Source organism: Paenibacillus sp. FSL F4-0122, from assembly GCF_038002845.1.
GTDB classification, from domain to species: domain Bacteria; phylum Bacillota; class Bacilli; order Paenibacillales; family Paenibacillaceae; genus Paenibacillus_AQ; species Paenibacillus_AQ odorifer.
This window is the reverse complement of sequence record NZ_JBBODI010000001.1, coordinates 6,883,421-6,904,791: the sequence shown is the minus strand read 5'-3', so window position 1 is coordinate 6,904,791 and position 21,371 is coordinate 6,883,421. Positions and strand designations below refer to the sequence as shown.

Genomic DNA, 21,371 nt, shown 5'->3' with positions numbered 1-21,371 from the left:
GATTACCTATACCATGTCAGGGAGGAATTCATTTGAGAAACGGACTATATAGGAAAGCTTTTCGAGTGGGCATTAGAGTACTGTTGGCGTTGGCTTTGTTATATTCGCCTTTGGAAATGCAAGCGCTTACCAAAGTTTATGCAGACGGAATAAACGATGACTATGTTACGCTCTACGAGGAAAACTTCGATGACCCTGACAATTTTGGATCGACCGGTGGCGTTACCATTCCGGGGCCTTGGCTGCAGGAAGGTGAAGGAAACAGCATGGCGAAAACTTCGGTTTCGTCCACGGCCCCGTCCGTACCGAATCTGGTGAAAATCGATGGCAAGGATGCATTGGCGCTGCCAGTGAATTCGACGGGGTACCGCAATCTTCAATTGAGTTATTATACACGGGCATCCTCCTACATCGGAGGAAGCGTCATCGTAGAATGGTCAGGTGACGGAGGGATAAATTGGACAACGTTGGAGGAATTTAAGCTGCTCCCAGGGACGCTGGAACAAAAGAACAGTGAGCCGAACCAACTCAAAGTCCAAAACTTGGGCAGCGGAGCTGACAACAACCCGAACGTCAAGATCCGGGTCCGTGTGGGGGAATTGATGAGCGCGAATATGTACATCGATAGTGTGGCCCTCAAAGCTCAAGCGATTCCTGGAATACCGCCCGCAGAGACACCGGTGCCAATCCCTACACCGGTTGAACCTAAGCCGTTTGTGGTTCCTGAAGGCGTTAAGCTGTCTGAAGATGTGCTGATTGGGAACGCTGGAACGCGGCCGATTTATACTTCGATTGCCGTACCTAAGATCCCGCCTCATGCACCGATGCCAGTGATGGTATACATTCATGGCGGAGGTTGGAACCATGGGGACCGGAAGCAAGCCCTTGCCAGTATCTGCAACTATGTAACCAAGCGAGGATATATCGGAGTATCGCTGGATTACCGCCTAACCCCGGAAGCGCCATTCCCGGCGCAAATTCAGGATGTGAAGCTTGCTATCCGTTACTTGCGCGCGCATTCGGCAGAATACCATTTGGACCCGAGTCGGATCGGTGTATGGGGTTCGTCGTCAGGGGGGCATCTGGCCTCACTGCTCGGTACCACTGGGGACATCAAGTCAGGCGAGACAATCACATTGGATACTGGACATACCGTAAACGTTCCGGATTTGGAGGGGAATGGCGGTTGGCAGCAATATTCTGATCAAGTGCAAGCCGTTGTCGATCTGTACGGTCCAGCGGATTTTACAACAAATTTCGCTAATAGCTATAAATCCGTGAAAGCGCTTTTAGGCGGGAACGACGCGTTCTCTGTGCCAGACCAGGCAAGGTTGGCCATGCCTGGCACTTATGCATCACCGGACGATCCGCCTTTTTTCATCCGCCATGGGGATGTGGATGCAACGATCCCATACACGGACAGTATTACGTTCTCCAGTCAATTGAAGGATGCAGGCGTGAAAGTGGTCGATGTCAAAATTGTACCTAAACAAGGTCACGGTTTTATAGGCGAAGCGGCTGAGCAAGCAAGCGCCGAGGCTTGGGCTTTTATGGATCAATATGTAAAGAATCGAACGGCAACAACATCTGATGATGAGGTTGTATACCGCGATCTAGCCAGTCTGACACCGAGCGACGATGCAGTCATCGACAGCAGCAAGCCCACTGTAAACTTCAATAGCGCGACGGGCAGCAGCAATGGATTGTTCAGTATTTCTTCTGGCGCCGAGAACAAGAAATATGTGTATTTTAAATTTGATGTCTCTTCATATAGCAATCCTGCAAACAGGTATATTTTTAATGTTGCTGCCAAAAAGGGTTCATCCAATGCGGACCTCGAACTTTCGTTATTCGGCCTAAAGGATACAAATTGGACTGAATCGGAGCTGACTTGGAGCAATGCGCCTGTCACGGATCTGACCATTGCTTCGTTAAGTGGGAAATTTACCGTAACGGCAGACAAATCAGGAGCTCCACAGGTTTACAGCATCGATGTGTCCGAGTTTGTCAGAGACAGATTGTCCGCATCGGGCGGTAATATCGCTTTTCTGCTTGGTGATACGGCAAGCACTGGAATTTCCCTCAATGTCTATTCGAAAGAAGCTAATGGCAACAGCAACCCCCGTCCACAGCTTGTTGTTCAAGAAGCGGTTGAACCTTCAAGTGACCTTGAGAAACCTTCCTGGCCGGATGGAAGTTCTCTGAAGGCTGTCAATATAGGTACAGAGTTCATTCAACTTTCATGGCCGGCCGCCAGCGATAATCAAGGTATCGCCTCCTATCGCGTATACCGGGATAACACCCTGTTATCCAATGTTAACGATGCAACGTATACAGTCGTTGGGCTTAGCCCTAGCACGGCGTACAGCTTTAAGGTTGAAGCGGTGGATCAGTCGGGCAATACATCCGTACCGCTTGCTTTTACCCGGTCAACGCTTACAGAACCCATCATTCCTTATGCGATTGCAAACGTGACAGCCAGCGACAGCGATGGCAATATCGCAACGAATACCATCGATAATAACTTGTTCACCCGTTGGTCCGCTGCAGGTAACAGCCCGTGGATCCAATACGATTTAGGCGAAGAGAAGCAGATCAGTTATTTAGGTATTGCCGTTTATAAAGGTGATACGCGCACGGCTCAATTGAGTATCGAAACTTCAAATGACGGTTTGGCTTGGACTACGATATGGACTGGTGCAAGTATGTTCAGGACGATAGAGATGCAACCTTTCGATCTTCCTGACACAGAAGCAAGATATGTGCGCATCGTAGGTCTTGGAAATTCTGATGGCAGCGCGTTTACAAGTTTATCGGAGGTAAACATCTATGCGCCGTTCGCAAATGGAGATATACCTGTAGCCAGCATTCCGAATTACACGCCTAATCCACCCCGGGAACCGATCCCATTCACAGCTCCCGGATTAACTGAACCTGATGGTACGGTGCATCCGGTTCATTCCTCACCTACTACCACTGGGCGCCTCTTGAATGTGCTGGACTATAATGCTGATCTCGCCGATAACGACACAGATGACGGTATTGCTATTCAAGCTGCCATAAACAGTGCTGAGCCCGGCGATGAGGTCTATTTGCCGTCTGGGGTTTATAATTTGAACTCAACATTGGATACCCTTGTCAATTTGAAGCTCAAGTCAGGTGTAAACCTTCGCGGTGAGGATCAATCAACAACCATCCTCAAGACATCTCTCAATAAGGTGAAAAACAGCACCTTGATGAAAGTATCCGGACAGCATGATCTGTCCATATCCAACCTCACATTGACTTCTACCTGGAACGGTGTCTACACGACGGATCATAAAGTGAACAACCCGGACGCAGGTGGTCCCGACAGCATGATTACCATCGCAAATTTTGGTGAGGTTCCGTCATACAACATCACGGTTGATGGGGTTACTGTAGAGAAGTATTCACGTATGGGTGTGCGTATCGACAACAGCCGTGATATTGTCGTACGCCGCAGCACGTTCCGAAATGCGACAGATGTAGGGCCGGGCGGTGCTGGCTATGGTGTGTCGATTCAGGGCATGGCCAAACAGGACCGCAACGGGTATGAGAACGACACGGTTTGGAATGTTGTGGAGGACTCCCATTTCGAAGGCCCTTATTTGCGGCATGGGGCGCTGATCCAATTTGTTGCCCATAACAATGTCCTGCGAAACAATCAGTTTATGAATACAAAGCTGGATGCCATCGATCTGCATGGAGAACTCGAATATTTGAACGAGATATACGGCAATTTGATTAGTGACATTCCCTACGGCGCGGCGATCGGGCTGGGAAACACCGGGGGTACAGCACCCAGCAATCACAGTAAGTCAGGACCGCGCAACTATATCCATGACAATACGATTCGTAATACAAGAGAAGGAATCAATGTAACTATGGGCACTCCGGATACAGTCATCGAGCGAAATGTGATTGAAAATACAACTCATATAGAGGACGCCAAAGGCATTCAGATTTTGAACGGGCCAGGTACAATCATTAAGGAGAATATCATTCGCAACAATACTGCGTCGAATTATTGGGCTGTATCCCTTGAGCATGATCCCGGCGACAGCAAAGCAAATGATATCGGAGCGGGCGACCCGCAGGACGTTCAATTGATCGGAAATTCGCTGATTGGTAATACGAACGGCATTCGACTTCTTGCTGGAAAAGGGATCATCCTGCAGGGGAATCTTATTGACAGTATAAGTCGCAATTATTTCAAAAATGATCATGTGGTAGTAGAGGGTTGGCCGTTACCGAATATACCCTAAAGAAAACACAAGCTCACTCATAGAAACTCCATATTGCAAGCGCTCTATTGTAGGTAGAATGAGGTTAGATTCATTCACTATTCAAGGAAATGGAGGAAGGCCGATGCCACATATTGAGATTAGGATGTACGAAGGCCGAACGAGTGAGCAAAAGGAGGAGATAGTCACCGTATTCACGCGGGAGTTATCCCGAATTATTGAACGGGATGAACGATTTATTACCGTCGAATTTCAAGAAATTCCCCTGGATGAGAATGCTCCGGCGAACCTGCTGAAAACAGGATCTATAGGAAACGGTTATGAAAGCTAAGTTAACTGGGGTTGACCTTATTAACTACAAAGCCGACACGAAAAGATCCTTGCTTTTAAACATGTGGAAATTCAGAGCACTCTATGTGATTGCGATTCCCGGGATCTTGTATTTCATCATTTTCAAGTACTTGCCGTTGGCTGGTTCAGTTATTGCATTTCAAAACTACAACATTTTTAAAGGCTTTACAGGCAGTGAATGGGTGGGACTTGAGCACTTTAGGACGATGTTTCAATACCAGGATTTCGGAAGAATCTTGAGCAATACAATTCTTCTAGGCTTGTATGATCTTATATTCGCCTTTCCGGCTCCAATATTGCTTGCGCTTCTGCTGAATGAAATTCGGCTTGTGTTTTACAAACGGTTTTTGCAAACGGTGGTTTATATGCCCCACTTCCTGTCTTGGGTAATTGTCAGCGGTATCGCCTTGGGTATCCTCTCCCCAGGAACAGGGATTGTGAATCAGGTTTTACAAGCCTTCGGCTTTGAACCAATTTATTTTCTTGGTGAAAATTCATACATTCGCACGATTTTGATCAGTTCCGGTATCTGGAGGGATTCCGGGTACGGTACGATCATTTATCTGGCCGCGTTGGCAGGAATAAACCCAGATCTTTATGAGGCTGCTGAAGTAGACGGAGCCGGGCGCTGGAAACAAACCTTAGCCATTACACTGCCGTCTCTGATACCGACGATTATGATTTTGTTCCTTCTCCATATCGGGAGATTTCTTGATCTTGGCTTCGAGCGGGTATGGGTATTCCTGAACGCGCTTAATACCGGGAACGGGGAGATTCTGGACACTTATATCTATAAGGCGGGGCTGCTGTCTCAGCAATACAGCTATACAACAGCAGTGGGGCTATTCAAGTCGGTAGTTGGACTCATTCTGGTGCTCATCGGCAACATTTTGAGCAAAAAAACAACCGGTGAATCGCTGTATTAATCGCTCTTTATGGAGGTAGGGATGATGAGAGTACGCTATACTCGCGGCCAGAATCTATTTAATGTGTTCAATCTTTTGTTTCTGACCGCTCTCGCTTTGGCTATGTTTCTGCCGTTTCTGAATGTGATTGCCCAGTCCTTTAGCAGCTCTGAAGCAATTATTAATGGCAGGGTAGGTTTGCTGCCAAAGGAATTTACCGCGATCAATTATCAGTACGTTTTCAGCGATCATTCCATTTGGCGGGCGTTCGGTGTCTCCGTCTATATTACGGTACTGGGCACCGCAATTAATCTGATTGCGACAGCGTCTCTCGCTTATCCGGTGTCGCGGCCGGAATTCCTAGGACGTAAATACATCGTCATGATGGTATTGTTCACTATGGTATTCAGCGCCCCTCTTATTCCAAATTTTATCCTGATAAAAAATTTGGGGCTTATGAACTCCTTATGGGCACTTATGATTCCGGGCGCCATCAGCGCTTTTAACTTTTTCGTGATGAGAAGCTTCTTCATGCAGCTGCCTCAGGAGCTGATAGATTCCTCTAGAATCGATGGGTGTGGCGAGCTGCGGATCATTGTCAACATGGTACTGCCGTTGTCCAAACCGGTAATGGCCTCATTGGGGATTTTCTACGCCGTCGGGCACTGGAATACGTACATGAGCGCTCTGTATTATATCAACAAGCCGTCTTTATGGCCTCTGCAGGTGATGTTGAAGAAGCTCTTCGAGACGGACGATATCAGCATTGATCCGGCTTCCTCAGTGTATAGCTCTTTGGCCCACACCTCACCTGAGGGCATTAAAATGGCTGTTATCATTGTCGCTACTATTCCGATTATCATGATTTACCCGTTTCTTCAACGCCATTTCGTTAAAGGAATGATGGTCGGATCCGTCAAATCCTGATCTATCATAGTGTGGTAGAATAGGAACGCGTTAAGCGAGACGAATCGGAAGGTGGTATCCATGGATGAGATGTGTATTAATCGTAGACGACGAGCCCATGATTCGAAAGGGACTTTCTATCATGATCCAGCAATGCGGCGAGCATCCGTATAACATTAAGCTGGCCCAGAATGGCGAAGAGGCCATCCAGCTCATTATGGAGGAGCAGCCGGATTTTCTTTTTACAGATATCCGTATGCCCAAGGTAGACGGACTGGAGCTGTGCCGGCGGCTGTCGGAGATGGAGACGGATATTCAGACTGTTGTCATCTCGGGTTATGGGGATTTTGAATACGCCCGCCAATGCGTGTCCTATGGAGTGAAAGAATATCTCCTGAAACCCGTGAGCAAAGGGAACCTTCAAAATGTGATCGCCAAACTGGAAGCGCATAGAGAGAAGTTAGAGAGTTTTGTCTCTGTCGCTAAGCTCGATGAATGGGTCGTGCGTATGGATGATGCCATCTGGACCTTGGATAAAGAAAGGCTGTACCTTGTACTGAAGGAATGGGAAACTGACTTCCTCCAGCGTAAGATGAGCCGAAGTCAGCAAAAAGAGCTTCTGGGAGAGGGCTACGCTTTGCTCGTGAAGAAGCTGCTTGTCAATTCAGTTACACCCGGTAAAAGCGTGTTAGACTTGTCCGCAGCAGCTGGACCTGAGCAGTTATTCCGCTGTTTCGCAGAAGCGTCAGCAGCAATATTGGAAGAGCTTCGTAGAAAGCGCAAGGGTAAAGCGAAGGATCCGATAGAGGAAGCTAAAGCATTTATAGAAAAGCATCTCGCTCAGGAAGTATCGCTGGAAGAAGTGGCGGAAGTGCTTGGGCTAAATGCCTCTTATTTCAGCCAGATGTTTAAGCACTCAACGGGAGAGACCTTTGTACATTACCGCATAAAACGCAGGATGGAGAAGGCCAAAAGATTGCTTGCCGATGCAAGCTATCGGATCACCGATATTTCCTATGAGGTCGGGTATGCAGACCATCCTCATTTTACGAAAACGTTCAAAAAGTTCACCGGGCTGGCTCCTTCCGAGTATCGCAACCAGCTGGGGATCGATTGATGAGAAAGAGTCTGTCGAACAAGCTGTTCGCCTCCTTTCTCACCGTCATTCTTCTATCCTTGTCCATGGTTGGATTTATCTCCTATTTTCAGGCTTCGGCTGAGCTGGATAAGTCTTCAGAGAAGTCCATTGCCCAAGTTATCAGAAGTGCGTCTTATCAAACGGATCTGTATTTGCAAAATTATGAAAAGGCTAGCGATTCCATCCTGTCCTACAATCAAGTCAAGGAGTTCCTGGATATGGACCCGGAGGATAGCTTCTCTTACTATCAATATACGAATGACATTCAGAAGTATTTGTTTCGTTCTTTGTTTATTCTGTATCCTCAGATTAATCTGATGTACATCATCGGTGAACACGGCAAGGCCATTAGCGATGATAACTCCTATCAGGCGCATAGCCTGCAGTTTCATCCTCAGGAACGCTACCGTTTCTTAAGCGAACATACCCCGGAGAGCGGCCGCATCACCATTCTCAACACGAATGTGATGAATGAAGGGGATAAGAACATTATTACGATGGTCCGACGAATCAGAGGTGTCTCTTCCTATCGTCCTAAAGGTATAGTGGCCATTGAATTTAAGGCAGAGGATCTGGCCCGCATATGGGAACCTCTTGATCTGGGACAGGGCGGGTCCTACTTTATCATGGACGAATTCGGCAAACTCCTCTATCGGGCGGAAGGGAATAATAACCACCCTGGGTTATCTGCTGAGCACATTCAGAACGTATTTCAACACCCAAATGACTCTGTGGTGGAAAAAGTAGACGGGAAAGAGTATTTGTTCGTGTCGAGAAAATCCGAATATTCCAAATGGCAGCTTGTAGTATCCATACCCGTTGGTGAGCTGCGCAAGCCTATTTCTACCATTCGTACGACCACGCTGGTGGTGGGAGTTCTCACGCTTGTAGGCACACTGCTCCTTGCAACCTGGTTCGGACGATCCATCACGAAGCCCATCCTGATTCTTAAGGAGGGCATGAGGGAGACGGAAAAAGGCAAGTGGCGCAGGCTTGAGATGAACGGCCGTCAGGATGAGCTGGGGGGACTGATGCGCAGCTACAACCTCATGGTGACCCGGCTGTCCGAAATGATTGAGCGGGTATATGAAGCGGAGCTTACCACCCAGAAGGAGGCTCTGGAGCGTCATCAAGCTGAATTCCAGGCACTCCAGCTGCAGATTAATCCGCACTATCTATATAACACATTAGAGACTATCAAATGTTACGCGGTCGTTCAGGATTCGGATGAAATCACAGAAATAGTGGAGGCCATGGCATTCATGCTTCGCTACTCCATCCAAACTAATCTGGAGGAAATTACGATTGCCAATGAGCTTAATCATGTACTGAGCTACATGACGATTCTCAAGCACCGGATCGGCAGAGAGTTCGAAATTGACGTAGTGATTCCGCCGACGCTGCTACTGGCTAAGATGGTCAGGCTGACACTTCAGCCCTTGATCGAAAATATTTTTCAGCATGCGTTTCCCGAGGGAATTGAAGACAAGCACTATATTCGAATCGACGCCAGAATAGAGGGAGACCGTTTTCTAGTTCTTGTAGAGGATAACGGCGCAGGGATGTCCCGCGAACGGCTTGATAAGCTTCGTGAGAAGCTGAATCTGAATCAGCTGGCGGATACGGAAGGAGATTCCCTCTATCATAGAGGTGGAATCGGGCTCATGAACGTGCACCGGAGAATTCAAATGGTGTTCGGTGAACAATACGGGTTAAGTGTCGAAAGCGTGGAGAATGAGGGAACCCGGCTGATCTTATCTATGCCTGCGGAGTGAGAAGATAGATGTTTTCAGAAAAAACTACTACTAGGAGGAAATATGCAATGAAAATTGATTTGACTGGTAAAATTGCGCTTGTTACAGGGTCCAATGCAGGGATAGGCCGACAAATCTTGGAGACTTTGGCTGCTTCCGGCGCCAAAGTGGCGGTAAACTATTTGTTTGGTTCTGCGGAGGAGACGGTTGACGCGATCCGTCAGGCCGGAGGAGAAGCTCATGCTTTTCAGGCAGACGCAACAAGTCCTGCCCAATTGGACAATATGGTAAAGGAAATAGAGGAGCATTTCGGCGGAACCATCGATATTCTCGTCAACAATGCAGGCGGTATGATCAATAGGGTTCCAAATACTGAAATGAACGAAGAGCATTACAACAAGGTGATGGACGTCAATTTTAAATCATGCGTGTTTGCCTGCAAAGCCGTAGCAGCAGGAATGATTGCCAAGAAAAGCGGTAAAATCATCAATGTATCTTCCCTTGCGGCCCATGACGGCGGCGGACCGGGGGCTTCCATTTATGCAGCGGGCAAAGCTGCGGTATGGTCTTATACCAAGGGACTTGCCAAAGAGCTGAGTCCTCATGGAATTAATGTAAACGCTATCTCTCCCGGATTTATCGGTCAGACCGCTTTCCATGCTACCTTTACTGCGGATGCGGCAAGACAGGCAACGATTGCAAAGATTCCGCTGGGCCGGGAAGGTGCTCCACAGGATGTGAGCAATGTGGCACTCTTCCTCGCTTCAGAGCTGTCGGATTATCTGACAGGCGAAATTATTGAAATTAACGGAGGCTTGTTCATGCGATGATGAACCTTAAGGAGAAAGCAGATACTTTTTCCTGGGTTGGTCTTGAGGTGGATAAATTGAAAATGGAGCTGGATCCCTTCCGGAGAGAAGAGATTCTGCTCCCGTCAGAGCCTGGTGGCTGGTGGCACCAATATGTATGTCCCCAGCATCATACTGAGCTAATCTTCGATGTTATGGAGCAAGATGCGTTTGTTTTTTCTTGCCCGAAGGGCTGCAAGCTGGAAGGTGAACCCTACCGGGGAGCATGGCTGGTATACCGGCATCAGGCGATGGCGCGATACGCCCTGCAAGCTGCCGCGGTATTCGCCGCAGACGGAGAAGAATTCTATAGCAGCTTAGCCCGGAAGATTCTTGTCGGTTATGCAGAGCAGTTCCCCTTGTATCCGGTTCATCCCGATGCCCAACCCTGGATGCTTAGTGGCCGTGCCTTTCATCAGGCGCTGACAGAGGCTATCTGGTCCACCACGCTTATTCGGGCCTATCTGCTTCTTGTGGACTATGGAGTAACGTTCACTGAGGAAGAAGAGTTGAGGCTTCAAACATTCTTCACGATGCTGGAGGAGAGCATGGAGCAATACCGCCACATCCTCATTTACGAGAAGAAGAATGCAGAGAACAATTATACCGCATGGCTGAACGCTAGCCTGGCTTGTGTATATGCCGCCAAAGGCACCAGAGAAAAGCTTGCTTCTTTGCTGGAGGGAGAAGGCGGATTCTATCATCATCTGTCCATTGGCGTGAAGCCAGATGGCTTTGAATTTGAAGGCAGCACGTACTACCACATTTTTGTATTGCGGGCTTATCTCATAGCAGCCGAGATGTCCGGGCGCTTTGGGGTTGACCTCTATGCTGCCAAAGGAGATCAGGGACAATCCATCCGTGGCATGTTTCAGTTGCTGGTAGAGCTTAGCGGCGATAACGGGGAGCTTCCAGCCGTGCATGATGGTCCTTATGCGCGCGTTCCTTTCGCCCGAGAAATTGCTGAAGTATTTGAAATAGGTATTGCGGTTTACAAAGACCCGAGTCTCCAGCCAATACTGGCGAATGCTTATAGGTATCTATATGGACAGGAATTAAGGACTGGTCTGGAGGCAGTGCTGTATGGAGCAGGTGAGAGTAAGGAACTTCAGACCAGTTACAGGGTGAGAGACTCTGTTCTACTGCCGGATTCCGGATTCGCCGTGCTCCGCCACCCGGGCAATCCGTTGTCCGTTCTGGCGGATTTCGGAGAGCATGGCGGATCACATGGGCATTTTGATAAGCTTCATATCACGATTATGCACCGATGGGGGGAGGTTGCTCCCGAGCTGGGCATGGTTCCTTATGGATCTGTTTTGCGGAAGGAATGGTATTCCGAAACCGCGAGCCATAACACGGTTACCATCGGAGGGCGCTCCCAAGCTCCACATACCGGAAGCTGCTGTCAATTCCGTCAGGAAGGCAATGCTACGTACTTATGGATTCGCTCAGACGGCGCCTATGAAGGAGTTGTTCTAGACCGGCATCTTGTATTGGCCGGCGGTTGGCTGTTGGATTGGTTTCATGTTGAGCAGGTGACGGAGCGGGATCAGGAAGTGGACTTATGGTTTCATCCGACGGGACATTTGCTGTTACCGTTCGACCTTCACCGTGTCCAGACGGACTCTCCGGCAGTCCTTGGTCTGGAAGCAGGTTATGGCTCAGTAGAAGTACTGTCCGCAATGAAAAATGAGACGGATTGTCCGTTAAATACGGAGTGGAATATCCGTTATGATGGAGTGAGCACCGGCCGGGAGTATGAAGTATCCACGAGTACTCTACTGGCGCCCGGCTCCACTATGTATGAAATCCGCACACCGGGTAATGCCGAAGACCCGAGTAGATTGCTACGAGGTATTATGCTTCGGCACAAAGGACCGTCGGTTAATTTTATTACGGTTTATCGGGACGGTCACGAACCTGCTGTACTGAAGCTAGTGAGTCAGGTGGGCGAACCGCCCCGAATCCAAATAGCAACAACTGGGCAAGTAGTGGTCTATTGCCTTGACCCTAAAGCGGGACTGATTCAGGAAAAGTCCCGGAATACGGAGGAGTAGAGATGTTAGAACCTTTATTTCAACCTACCAGCGGCGTACTCGACCTGTCATATGGGCCAGATGAACATACAGATGTTGGAGAGAATCCTCCGCGGTTTACTTGGATGCCTGCATGTCTAGAAGAGAGTATGTACGAGCTGCAGATCTCCTCAAACACTGGATTTGAGCCGGAAGGTACGTTGACCTACAGCAGAATTCCCTATAATTTGTTTACCCCGGATAAGCCGTTGGCGCCCGGCTCGTATTATTGGCGATACAGTCTTATCGGGGAGAATGATATCCGTTCCGAGTGGAGTAAAGTAAGAGCTTTTGTGGTGGAGGATGAACTGCCGCTAACGCCACTGCCTTCCCGTACAGAACGATATTCAACTGCTTCCGCCCACCATCCGCGGCTATGGCTTCAAGCGGAGCAACTTCCGTCTTACCGGGAAGTTGTCCGCCAAGACCCCATTTCCACTGGCTGGGATGACTTCCTGAAGCATTCCGTTTTACCCTGGACAAAGCGCGAGCTTATTCCCGAGCCTGCACCGTATCCAGATAATAAGCGTGTCGCCACACTATGGCGGCAGATGTATATGGACTGCCAGGAAGTTTTCTATGCTGTCCGGCATCTTGCTATAGCTGGAGTTGTGTTGGAGGACGAGGCGCTTATCGCCAAAGCTAAAGAGTGGCTGCTTCATGCTGCAAGCTGGAACACGGATGGTACCACCAGCCGGGATTACAATGATGAATGCTCCTTTCGCATAGCCGGAGCGTTGGCATGGGGCTATGATTGGCTTCACGGCTCTCTGGCGGAAGAAGAACGCCTTAAGGTAAGGCAGGCGCTACTGCGAAGAACCGGGCAGATCGCATTCCATGTCATCGAACGTTCCCGCATCCATCAAGTTCCTTATGACAGCCATGCGATCCGCTCTTTATCCTCTGTACTCGTACCGTGTTGTATTTCCATGTTGGGTGAGGAGGAGAAGGCGCAGGAATGGCTTGATTATACGCTGGAGTACTTCTCCGCCATGTATACTCCATGGGGTGGCAAAGATGGCGGGTGGGCCGAAGGTCCGATGTATTGGACCACTCAGATGGCATTCGTTACGGAGGCGCTCAATCTAATTCGCAAATACATGGCAATCAATTTCTATGACCGTCCTTTCTTTCGCAAAACCGGTGACTTTCCGCTCTATTGCTTCAGTCCGGATACCGTGAGGGCCAGCTTCGGCGATCAATCGTCACTGGGAGATCCGGTCAATCTCAAAACGGGCATCAATATCCGCCAATTTGCCGGTTTAACCGGGAATGGCCAGTACCAATGGTATTTTGAGCAAACTAAGGAACTGAACCCTGACACCCAGATGATCTTCTATAACTACGGCTGGTGGGATTTCCGGTTCGATGAAATGGTTTATCGCACAGATTATCCGCAGATTTCTTCAGAGCCACCGGTGGCTGCAGAACCTCTGAAGTGGTTTCAGGATGTGGGATGGGTGGCCATGCATCATCGGATGGAGGATCCGCAGGAACATATCATGCTGTTGACCAAGAGCAGCCGTTACGGCTCTGTGAGCCATAGCCATGGGGATCAAAACGCCTTCCTGCTGCATGCCTTCGGCGAGCCTTTGGCTATTGAAAGCGGCTATTACGTTGCATTCAACAGTACGATGCATATGCAGTGGCGTAGGCAGACCCGCTCCAAGAACGCAATTCTTATTGACGGCAAAGGCCAATATGCTGGCACGGACAAGTCGAAGAACATGGCAGCCTACGGCAAGGTGTTGAAGGCGTATAGTACGCCCGGAATCAACTACACGCAAATGGATGCCACCGAAGCCTACCGCGAGAATGTACCCTATATCAAGCGGTATGTGCGGGAAATATTTTTCTTTGATAGCGCTTACTTTGTTATCGCAGACAGTGTCGAGCTGGAACGTCCGGGAAAATTGGATTGGCTGTTTCATACACTGTATCCCATGAAGTTGAAGGATCAATCTTTTAAAGTAAATGGTAAAAAAGCTCAGATGGAGGGCAGATTTGTCTATAGTTCCTCGGGAGAAATGACACTTAGCCAAAGCAATCAATTTACAGATGTAGATCCGAAAGAATGGGAAGGGCTGCCCGAGCATTGGCATTTGACTGCCTCTACCCAAGAGGCCGTAAGTCATCGGATCGTCACTCTTCTGATTCCCCAAAAATCAGGAAGCCGGGATTACGTATCGTACTTTATGGACGATCAGGACCATGGGGTTCATGTCTACTTTACGAATCAGGGAATTACCCACCGGGTTGAGATCCCAAAAGCTTATTAGCCTTAAAATATCTTCATTTACGTATACACCCCATTGTACAAGGAGAGGGTTATATTATGAAAAAATGGATTGGCATCTGTCTGGCTACCGTAATGGGTGCTACCGTTATTGCAGGTTGCTCGGACAAGGACAAAGAAGAGACTGCCGGAGGTTCGTCAAATACGCCGCAGAAAACTGAATTCTCGATCTCGATGCGGACGCTGGCTTTTAACTATGTTGAGAAATCACCCGACTTGAATAAGGACAAATGGGTGAAAAAGCTGGAGGAGATGACAAACACAGACTTGGATATTGTGTTGGTTCCTCATAAAGAGTTCGAACAGAAAATGGTGCAGATGTTCGCCACTAATGATATTCCGGATGTCGTTCAAGGCTCGGGCGGCGTAAATGGCAAGGAAATGGCTGGTTCCGTTGAAGCTGGTGTGTTCATGCCCTTGGATGATCTGCTGCAGCAAAACGGCCAGAACCTTTTGAAAGTAATCCCGAAGGAAGCTTGGGAGAACGTCACCTATCAAGGGAAAATTTACGCAATACCGGAGTTTCTGTCCAATCCCTCCCGCCGGGCGACTTGGATTCGCAAGGACCTGCTGGATCAAACCGGCTTGCAGGTTCCAAAAACGGTCGATGAGTACTTGACTGTGTTGCGTGCCTTCAAAAAGCTGGGGATAGAGAACCCGTACATGGGCCGTCAAGACTTCAAATATGCCGACGCTTTCTTTGGCGCTTATGATGTTTTTCCGTACCTGACTATGTTAGAGGAAGTAAACGGCCAGGTTCAGCCGAAGTTTATGGATAGCGAAAATATGATGAAGGCGTTACAAACCTACAACACCATGTATACAGAGGGTTTAATCAACAAGGAATTTGCCACCATTAACCCGACCAACTACAAAAATGCGATTCTCTCAGGCAAAGCGGGCATGTGGACGATGAATGCCAACGAGCTTCTGCAGTGGGAGCAACAATTGAAGGCTACGACGCCATCCGCCAAGCTGGAGATTATTCCTTCGCCAGTTGGACCTGATGGAAAAGGAGGCTCCTACTTGTACGGCTCCGCCACGCGCACCTACTTTATCAAGGAAGGTACGAAAAATGCTGCGGATATCGTGAAATTTTTTGACTGGATGTTGAGCGAAGAGGCTGAGACCTTCTTTACCTTTGGGATCAAGGACGAAACCTATAAGGAAGAGAACGGCAAAATCGTGTACACTTCTCCTGCGGATTCCGCTGCTATAGATGAGGAGCGCTACCGCCAGTCTTTCCTCTGGATGGTGCAGGATACTACTTATAATAAGGGTGTCCTTAACATGACAGAAGAAGGCAGAAGCTTGATCAATGTATATGATACTATTCTGGCTAACGAAGGCCGTGACGGAATTCAGTTCGACCCGCGGCTAGATGCCTTGGTGAAGAATCCAGACATTGCACCTAACTCGGACACGGCTCCTCCGGTACTGCTGACGCACATGGTAAAGATGGTATATGGCAAGGAACCTATCAGCGACTGGCCGAAGGTTGTGGAGGAGTGGCTTTCTAAGGGCGGTAACGATGTCATCAAGGAAGCTACGGAAAAATATAACAACAAAGCAGGCGTCACCATGCCACGCAGATAAACTTATCCTCCAGGGGAGTTGGAATTCAATTTAAGGGCTGCCGAGAGGTAGCCTTTTTAGTTAGGACCAGTTTACTTTAATGCAATATCCAAAGTATGGATTATATGGTAAGTTAAATAGAGACATTCTAATGAACTATCTAAAAAGAAACGGAGTGATTTCATGAAGATGCGGAATTCAAAATTTTTATATTATCTTGTCTGGATCATAGTGGGGGCGCTCTTATTACATTATGGCAACTCGCTAATTAGTCATTACACTGAAGAGGCACAAAAGAACTATCAATTAGAAAATACTGTGTGGATCACGGCTATTGTCCCGTTTGTCTATGGGATCTATCTGGCGTTGTTAGAAGGATTACCTAAAGCTTTTATTGTTAATTTGCCGCTGTTGTTTATTGTGTTTCTTCCAAGTTTTCTTCTGCTTATGTATCCGATTTTAGTAATGTATTTTAACATTTCGAACATAGAGATTTACAAATTTGCAAGCATACATGATGGGGTAGTATTTGGTCTGGTTAGTGGAATGGCACTAGTTAAATCTCTAACGACAAACCGTTAACGAGATTACAGCATTGCTGTTACAGAATTATTGGAGCAGTATAAAATAGTTATATGCAAAATCACCCTTTCAATTATTTGGGTTTTATTGCAAGATATTTATACATCATGTATTTTATTGAATAATAAGGGGGAGTGCGAATAATGTTATCATCCACAGAGCTTAGCAAGCTGAACGAAGTGAATTACAGGGAGGACCGATTAGAGGCACTTAATCATTTTTATGAGGATCTCTGTAATAAGAAAGTAGCCGATGGCTATATTTATTCTCTTAGTCGTTATGGAAAAATATTTGCCAATGGAGCGGGGGGACGCTTCAGTTACGAAGAAGATAGCGACCAAGAATTGAAAACGGATACAATTTTTCGAATCGCTTCTATTACCAAGCTGTTTACGGCAACAGCGATCTGGCAGCTTGCAGATGATGGAAAAATTTTTATGGGACAACCAGTTAGTTCTATTCTTCCAGAGTTTGATGCCGACCCTTTTAAGCCGATTACAATTGCTCATTTACTGACTCATACCTCCGGCATCGCACCTGATCATGGAACTATAAGTGATACTTACTATAAAAGTGCATGGTGGTATATTTATGAATCAGAGCTTGGAAAAGAAAACTGGATTAAAGCTGGACTTTCCTATGGCATTCGTTTTCCGGTAGGGACTCAATGGATGTATTCCTCGTTTGGATACGTGGTTCTTGGTGCAATTATTGAGAAAATAACAGGTGTTTTTGCAGAAGATTACATAATGGACCACATTGTAAAACCGTTAGGCATGACAGATACTTTCTTTGATATACCGCCTGAGAAAGCTGGTAGGATCGCTATTCGTTCGGAAGAAGCCAAGGAATATCTTCAGAAGCTGCAAAACGGGGAAATTACGGATGAAGAACAAAGGTCTGAGGAAGAAATCAAGACTCCCGGAACTGGTGGGGGACTGTATTCAACCGTTAATGATCTACAAAAGTTCGGAATCATGCTGCTTAACCATGGGGAATACGAAGGGGGTCATGTCTTAAGTCGGATGGCTGTTCAGAGAATGACCAAGCGGTTCAATTCTGAAAAAATTCCAAACTACGCATGGGGAGATGGAGGAGCGGATAGACCATACGGTCTTGGGCCAGACCTTCGATATAATGAAAGTACATCTTATTCTGAAGGCACTTTTTTTCACGAAGGATGGGGGTCTTGTTCTTTGGTCGTTGATCCGGTAGAAAAGCTGATTGCCGTTTGGTATATCCCTTTTCATAAAAATATATGGGACGGTAGAGGGATTTTCGGTACAAACAATGTGATCTGGTCCGGACTCGAATAAGAAAAAGACTTTTTTATGTGATATCTATAGATAGGCAGGATGTGACTTATGTTTGAGATGATAAAGCACCGCTTTCGCATTATGAGGGCGGTTGCTTTTGTTACTTATAAGGAATGGAGTGCGTACAGGACGCATTCGATGGTTTCTATTTTTGTAGGCCCAGTGTACTTTTTAGTGCAGTATTATATATGGAGCGCTGTTTATAGCGGGGAATCTTACATCAACGGGATGTCACTCTCCCAAATGCTTTCCTATTTTTGTGCTACGATGTTGATCAACTATCTGACTATGGATTTTGCCGATTGGAATTTACAAATGCTTATTCGTACCGGGAAATTCATTACGTTTTCGTTAAGACCGCTAAATCATATGTTCTTTGCTTTATCTCAGAAGGCAGGGCATAGGGTACTTGGGCTTTTGTTTGAATTTTTACCCTGCTTTATGATCTTTTTCTTTATTTTTCATATTGATGTCTTACCCGCAAATTTACTCTACGCGATTCTTTCAATAGCTATGGCGTTTATGATGAATTTTTTCATTCATTATAGTATTGGAATGGTCGCCTTTTGGATGGTGCAATCCTCTAGTATTCGTAATTTTTTTAATCTCTGCGAAGGGATATTTTCAGGATCGCTGATTCCATTAGTATTTTTCCCAAAATCCTTACAAATGGCGTCCTTTTTCTTACCGTTTCAATATACGGCCTTTCTTCCAGCAATGGTCTATACAGGTAGCTATACTTTAGCTGATATAAGCTTACCTATTCCTCAAGTGTTATTGCTGCAGCTCATAGCCGTAATTATTGCCGGAGTTGTCTGCCGGGTGCTGTATGCGGTGTCGCTTAAGCATTTTACGGGGGTGGGCGCATGAAACGTATGTATCAAATATATAAAACCTGCATGAAGGCGAATATTGCTTCTGCTATCACTTATCGTGTTAACTTTATTCTTAATAGTCTTATCATGCTCATAGGGAATGTGTTGTTTCCTCTAGTAACGGTATTTATTTATAATTCGAATGCTTCATTTGCAGGATGGACCTTTAAAGAGGCGCTGTTAATTCAATCCGTTTTTATTCTGTCTACGGCTTGTGCCGGGATTTTTTTTAACGGAATTATGTGGAATACGATGTCTCATGTTGTAGAAGGGACTTTGGAAGTGGTATTAATTAAACCGACCTCGAGCCTTTTTCTGCTGTTGGCCAGATCTTTTGAGTTCGAAAGTATCGGGCTTTTAGGTGGAGGAGTAATCATGTTCGTATACGCACTTAGCGGAATCGATGGGATGACCATAGGCTCTTGGTTATTGTTCCTGTTGTTGTTTGGTGCAGGGCTGCTTGTTATGTTCGGTGTGGCGCTTATTGTGGCAGCGATTTCCTTCAAATGGGTGGCGAATTCCCGCTTGCCGGAGATGTTTGAGAGCATTAAGTCTTTTGGACGTTATCCAGGGACGATTTTTCCTAAGGCAGTCGTAGCTGTGAGTTCTTTTCTGTTTCCGGTCTCCATGATTGCCTACTTTCCAGCATCTACACTGATTGGCCGATGGGAACCCTATTTTTTTATAGCGATTATTCCTTGTGTATTATTTGCTGCCTTCGGAATTTGGCTCTATACATATATGCTTCGCAGTTACAAAAGCGCCGGAGGATAAAAGATTAGTTAAGATCTAAGAAGGAGAATTTCACTTGGACATTATTACCGTCAAGAACTTAACCAAGCAATATGAAACCTATCACCGTGGACAAGATGCAAAAAGTGTATTTAAAAGTCTGTTTCACCGTGAAAAATCGATAATTACCTCTGTAGAAGATCTTTCGTTTAGTGTTGGAAAAGGAGAAATCATTGGCATTCTGGGTCCAAACGGTGCAGGGAAATCTACGACTATTAAAATGCTGACAGGCGTTCTCTATCCTACCTCGGGCGAAATAAATGTTCTAGGGTACAACCCTCATAAGCAGAAAAATCAATATGTAAAACAAATCGGGGTATTGTTCGGACAGAAATCGCAGTTAATATGGGACATTCCCCCTTTGGATAGCTTTTATATGAACAAGGAAATCTATGATATTCCTACGAACGACTTTCGTACAAGACTAGACCAATTTGTAAACATGTTTGAGATTGGCGATATTATTACTAAGCCCACGCGCACCCTTTCCCTGGGAGAACGAATGAAATGCGAGTTTATTATGGCGATGCTTCATTCACCACCTGTGGTTTTTTTAGATGAGCCAACGATCGGGCTGGATGTAATAGCTAAACAAAGAATCAGAGAATTCATTAAGCAAATGAATCAGGAAGGCACCACATTTATTCTGACAACACATGACTTGGAAGATGTAGAGCGTTTGGTTCAAAGAGTACTTATAATTCATCAAGGGAAAAAAGTATATGACGACAAGTTCTCTGAACTTCGACTGCATCTGGGTGCCCAAAAAGTAGTTAGGCTTTCAGCCGCCACAACTATTGGAAATATTGATCTGCCTGGCACTCAGATATCGGAAAGAATATCGGATTACGAAGTGGAGCTGCTGATCGATACCGAGCAATGTAAAATGGGCGAGTTTCTGCATATTCTTAGCGAAAAAGTAGAGATCCTTGATATATCCATTAAGGAGATTCCCATTGAAAAAATTATCAGCTCCATTTATGAGATGGATATGGGAGAACATATTCAAGCTTGAGAACGGATCATCTGCAGATTTAGATCGAGCATGGACCATAACTTTTCAGTGATCTCTTTTGCAGAGCAAGGATTACTATGGGTAAACCACCATTCAATCACTCCGACAGTCGCCGAACTTAAAAATTGCACAGATATATCTTTACTCAGCTCATCGAGATTAAAATTGTTTTCTAAAAATTGTACCTTAATCTGCTCATTTATCATTTCTTGTAATTGGTTTCTAAAGGAGAGCAGAGCTTTGTTTCTTAATAAAGTCTTATAAAAAAGAGCATTCTCCTCCAATTGTTCCAGCGTGCGGAGCAATGACGCCTTCGAGGGATTGGGTTCGGTTTCATCCTCCACTGCGGAGCAGCTTTCGATTAGTTGCTGGAGCTGAGCCTCCAGGCATTTATCCATCAGATCGTATTTGTCCGCATAATGGGAATAAATCGTTCCGCGGTTTACATCAGCACGCTCTGCGATTTCGTTGATCGTTATTTTTTCAAAATCTTTTTCAGCCATCAGTTGAATTAATGCATTCATGATGGCTGTTTGGTTTTTTTTAATTCTTCTATCCATGATAAGACTCCCTTTTTATTAAACAATGTATTGTATTTTGTTGAAAAATCAACAAAACCGGTCAAACTAACGATTGAACCCTACCGGAGATGTGATAATCTGATTTTATCGAACAGTT

16 protein-coding genes are annotated in these 21,371 nt (G+C 46.4%); 15 read left to right on the top strand and 1 reads right to left on the bottom strand.

The window, feature by feature from the left end:
* The first annotated feature begins 32 nt into the window (after positions 1-32).
* The 15 genes from MHH49_RS30440 (at position 33) to MHH49_RS30370 (ending at position 20,693) form a co-directional block, all read left to right on the top strand.
* Positions 33-4,286, top strand: coding sequence for an alpha/beta hydrolase fold domain-containing protein (locus MHH49_RS30440; RefSeq protein WP_341138765.1), 4,254 nt, complete (start codon positions 33-35; stop codon positions 4,284-4,286).
* 103 nt (positions 4,287-4,389) lie between these two features.
* Positions 4,390-4,596, top strand: coding sequence for a tautomerase family protein (locus MHH49_RS30435; protein WP_051491612.1), 207 nt, complete (start codon positions 4,390-4,392; stop codon positions 4,594-4,596).
* The gene (locus MHH49_RS30430) at positions 4,586-5,542 is read left to right on the top strand and encodes an ABC transporter permease (protein ID WP_036689353.1); all 957 of its coding nucleotides are present in this window, start codon (positions 4,586-4,588) and stop codon (positions 5,540-5,542) included. Before MHH49_RS30435 ends, MHH49_RS30430 begins: the two co-directional genes overlap by 11 nt.
* Positions 5,543-5,563: 21 nt before the next feature.
* The gene (locus MHH49_RS30425) at positions 5,564-6,448 is read left to right on the top strand and encodes a carbohydrate ABC transporter permease (RefSeq protein WP_094902792.1); all 885 of its coding nucleotides are present in this window, start codon (positions 5,564-5,566) and stop codon (positions 6,446-6,448) included.
* Positions 6,449-6,512: 64 nt separating this feature from the next.
* Positions 6,513-7,544 (top strand): response regulator transcription factor, encoded by a 1,032-nt coding sequence (locus MHH49_RS30420; protein WP_076100865.1) that lies wholly within the window; start codon positions 6,513-6,515, stop codon positions 7,542-7,544.
* Positions 7,544-9,340: a sensor histidine kinase gene (locus MHH49_RS30415; protein ID WP_076104619.1), complete on the top strand. Its 1,797-nt coding sequence runs from the start codon at positions 7,544-7,546 to the stop codon at positions 9,338-9,340. Before MHH49_RS30420 ends, MHH49_RS30415 begins: the two co-directional genes overlap by 1 nt.
* 47 nt (positions 9,341-9,387) lie before the next feature.
* Positions 9,388-10,149, top strand: coding sequence for an SDR family NAD(P)-dependent oxidoreductase (locus MHH49_RS30410; protein WP_076143279.1), 762 nt, complete (start codon positions 9,388-9,390; stop codon positions 10,147-10,149).
* Positions 10,146-12,224: a heparinase II/III domain-containing protein gene (locus MHH49_RS30405; protein WP_341138764.1), complete on the top strand. Its 2,079-nt coding sequence runs from the start codon at positions 10,146-10,148 to the stop codon at positions 12,222-12,224. Before MHH49_RS30410 ends, MHH49_RS30405 begins: the two co-directional genes overlap by 4 nt.
* A 2-nt stretch (positions 12,225-12,226) precedes the next feature.
* On the top strand, positions 12,227-14,521 hold the full coding sequence (locus MHH49_RS30400; protein WP_341138763.1) for a DUF4962 domain-containing protein: 2,295 nt from the start codon (positions 12,227-12,229) through the stop codon (positions 14,519-14,521).
* A gap of 56 nt (positions 14,522-14,577) precedes the next feature.
* Entirely contained in the window at positions 14,578-16,134 is a 1,557-nt protein-coding gene (locus MHH49_RS30395) for an extracellular solute-binding protein (RefSeq protein ID WP_341138762.1), read from the top strand.
* A 162-nt stretch (positions 16,135-16,296) separates the two neighbouring features.
* Complete coding sequence (locus MHH49_RS30390) at positions 16,297-16,695, top strand: hypothetical protein (protein ID WP_339211764.1); 399 nt, start codon at positions 16,297-16,299, stop codon at positions 16,693-16,695.
* Positions 16,696-16,838: 143 nt separating this feature from the next.
* The gene (locus tag MHH49_RS30385) at positions 16,839-18,011 is read left to right on the top strand and encodes a serine hydrolase domain-containing protein (protein WP_038569878.1); all 1,173 of its coding nucleotides are present in this window, start codon (positions 16,839-16,841) and stop codon (positions 18,009-18,011) included.
* A 48-nt stretch (positions 18,012-18,059) separates the two neighbouring features.
* Positions 18,060-18,881 carry an ABC transporter permease gene (locus tag MHH49_RS30380; protein WP_036689371.1) on the top strand — a complete coding sequence of 274 codons (822 nt, stop codon included), beginning with the start codon at positions 18,060-18,062 and terminating at the stop codon, positions 18,879-18,881.
* Positions 18,878-19,660: an ABC transporter permease gene (locus MHH49_RS30375; RefSeq protein ID WP_036689373.1), complete on the top strand. Its 783-nt coding sequence runs from the start codon at positions 18,878-18,880 to the stop codon at positions 19,658-19,660. The genes MHH49_RS30380 and MHH49_RS30375 overlap by 4 nt, the downstream gene beginning before the upstream one ends.
* A 34-nt stretch (positions 19,661-19,694) precedes the next feature.
* Positions 19,695-20,693: an ABC transporter ATP-binding protein gene (locus MHH49_RS30370; protein ID WP_244886461.1), complete on the top strand. Its 999-nt coding sequence runs from the start codon at positions 19,695-19,697 to the stop codon at positions 20,691-20,693.
* Here MHH49_RS30370 and MHH49_RS30365 read toward each other — a convergent pair.
* Entirely contained in the window at positions 20,684-21,253 is a 570-nt protein-coding gene (locus tag MHH49_RS30365) for a TetR/AcrR family transcriptional regulator (RefSeq protein WP_036689376.1), read from the bottom strand. The two genes, MHH49_RS30370 and MHH49_RS30365, sit on opposite strands and share 10 nt — an antisense overlap.
* Between the last annotated feature and the right edge of the window lie 118 nt (positions 21,254-21,371).

Bases quoted from the DNA above. Each gene is read 5' to 3' on its own strand.
- MHH49_RS30435 (WP_051491612.1), top strand. From the start codon at position 4,390: ATGCCACATATTGAGATTAGGATGTACGAAGGCCGAACGAGTGAGCAA.
- MHH49_RS30430 (WP_036689353.1), top strand. From the start codon at position 4,586: ATGAAAGCTAAGTTAACTGGGGTTGACCTTATTAACTACAAAGCCGAC.
- MHH49_RS30425 (WP_094902792.1), top strand. From the start codon at position 5,564: ATGATGAGAGTACGCTATACTCGCGGCCAGAATCTATTTAATGTGTTC.
- MHH49_RS30420 (WP_076100865.1), top strand. From the start codon at position 6,513: ATGAGATGTGTATTAATCGTAGACGACGAGCCCATGATTCGAAAGGGA.
- MHH49_RS30415 (WP_076104619.1), top strand. From the start codon at position 7,544: ATGAGAAAGAGTCTGTCGAACAAGCTGTTCGCCTCCTTTCTCACCGTC.
- MHH49_RS30410 (WP_076143279.1), top strand. From the start codon at position 9,388: ATGAAAATTGATTTGACTGGTAAAATTGCGCTTGTTACAGGGTCCAAT.
- MHH49_RS30405 (WP_341138764.1), top strand. From the start codon at position 10,146: ATGATGAACCTTAAGGAGAAAGCAGATACTTTTTCCTGGGTTGGTCTT.
- MHH49_RS30400 (WP_341138763.1), top strand. From the start codon at position 12,227: ATGTTAGAACCTTTATTTCAACCTACCAGCGGCGTACTCGACCTGTCA.
- MHH49_RS30395 (WP_341138762.1), top strand. From the start codon at position 14,578: ATGAAAAAATGGATTGGCATCTGTCTGGCTACCGTAATGGGTGCTACC.
- MHH49_RS30390 (WP_339211764.1), top strand. From the start codon at position 16,297: ATGAAGATGCGGAATTCAAAATTTTTATATTATCTTGTCTGGATCATA.
- MHH49_RS30385 (WP_038569878.1), top strand. From the start codon at position 16,839: ATGTTATCATCCACAGAGCTTAGCAAGCTGAACGAAGTGAATTACAGG.
- MHH49_RS30380 (WP_036689371.1), top strand. From the start codon at position 18,060: ATGTTTGAGATGATAAAGCACCGCTTTCGCATTATGAGGGCGGTTGCT.
- MHH49_RS30375 (WP_036689373.1), top strand. From the start codon at position 18,878: ATGAAACGTATGTATCAAATATATAAAACCTGCATGAAGGCGAATATT.
- MHH49_RS30365 (WP_036689376.1), bottom strand. From the start codon at position 21,253: ATGGATAGAAGAATTAAAAAAAACCAAACAGCCATCATGAATGCATTA.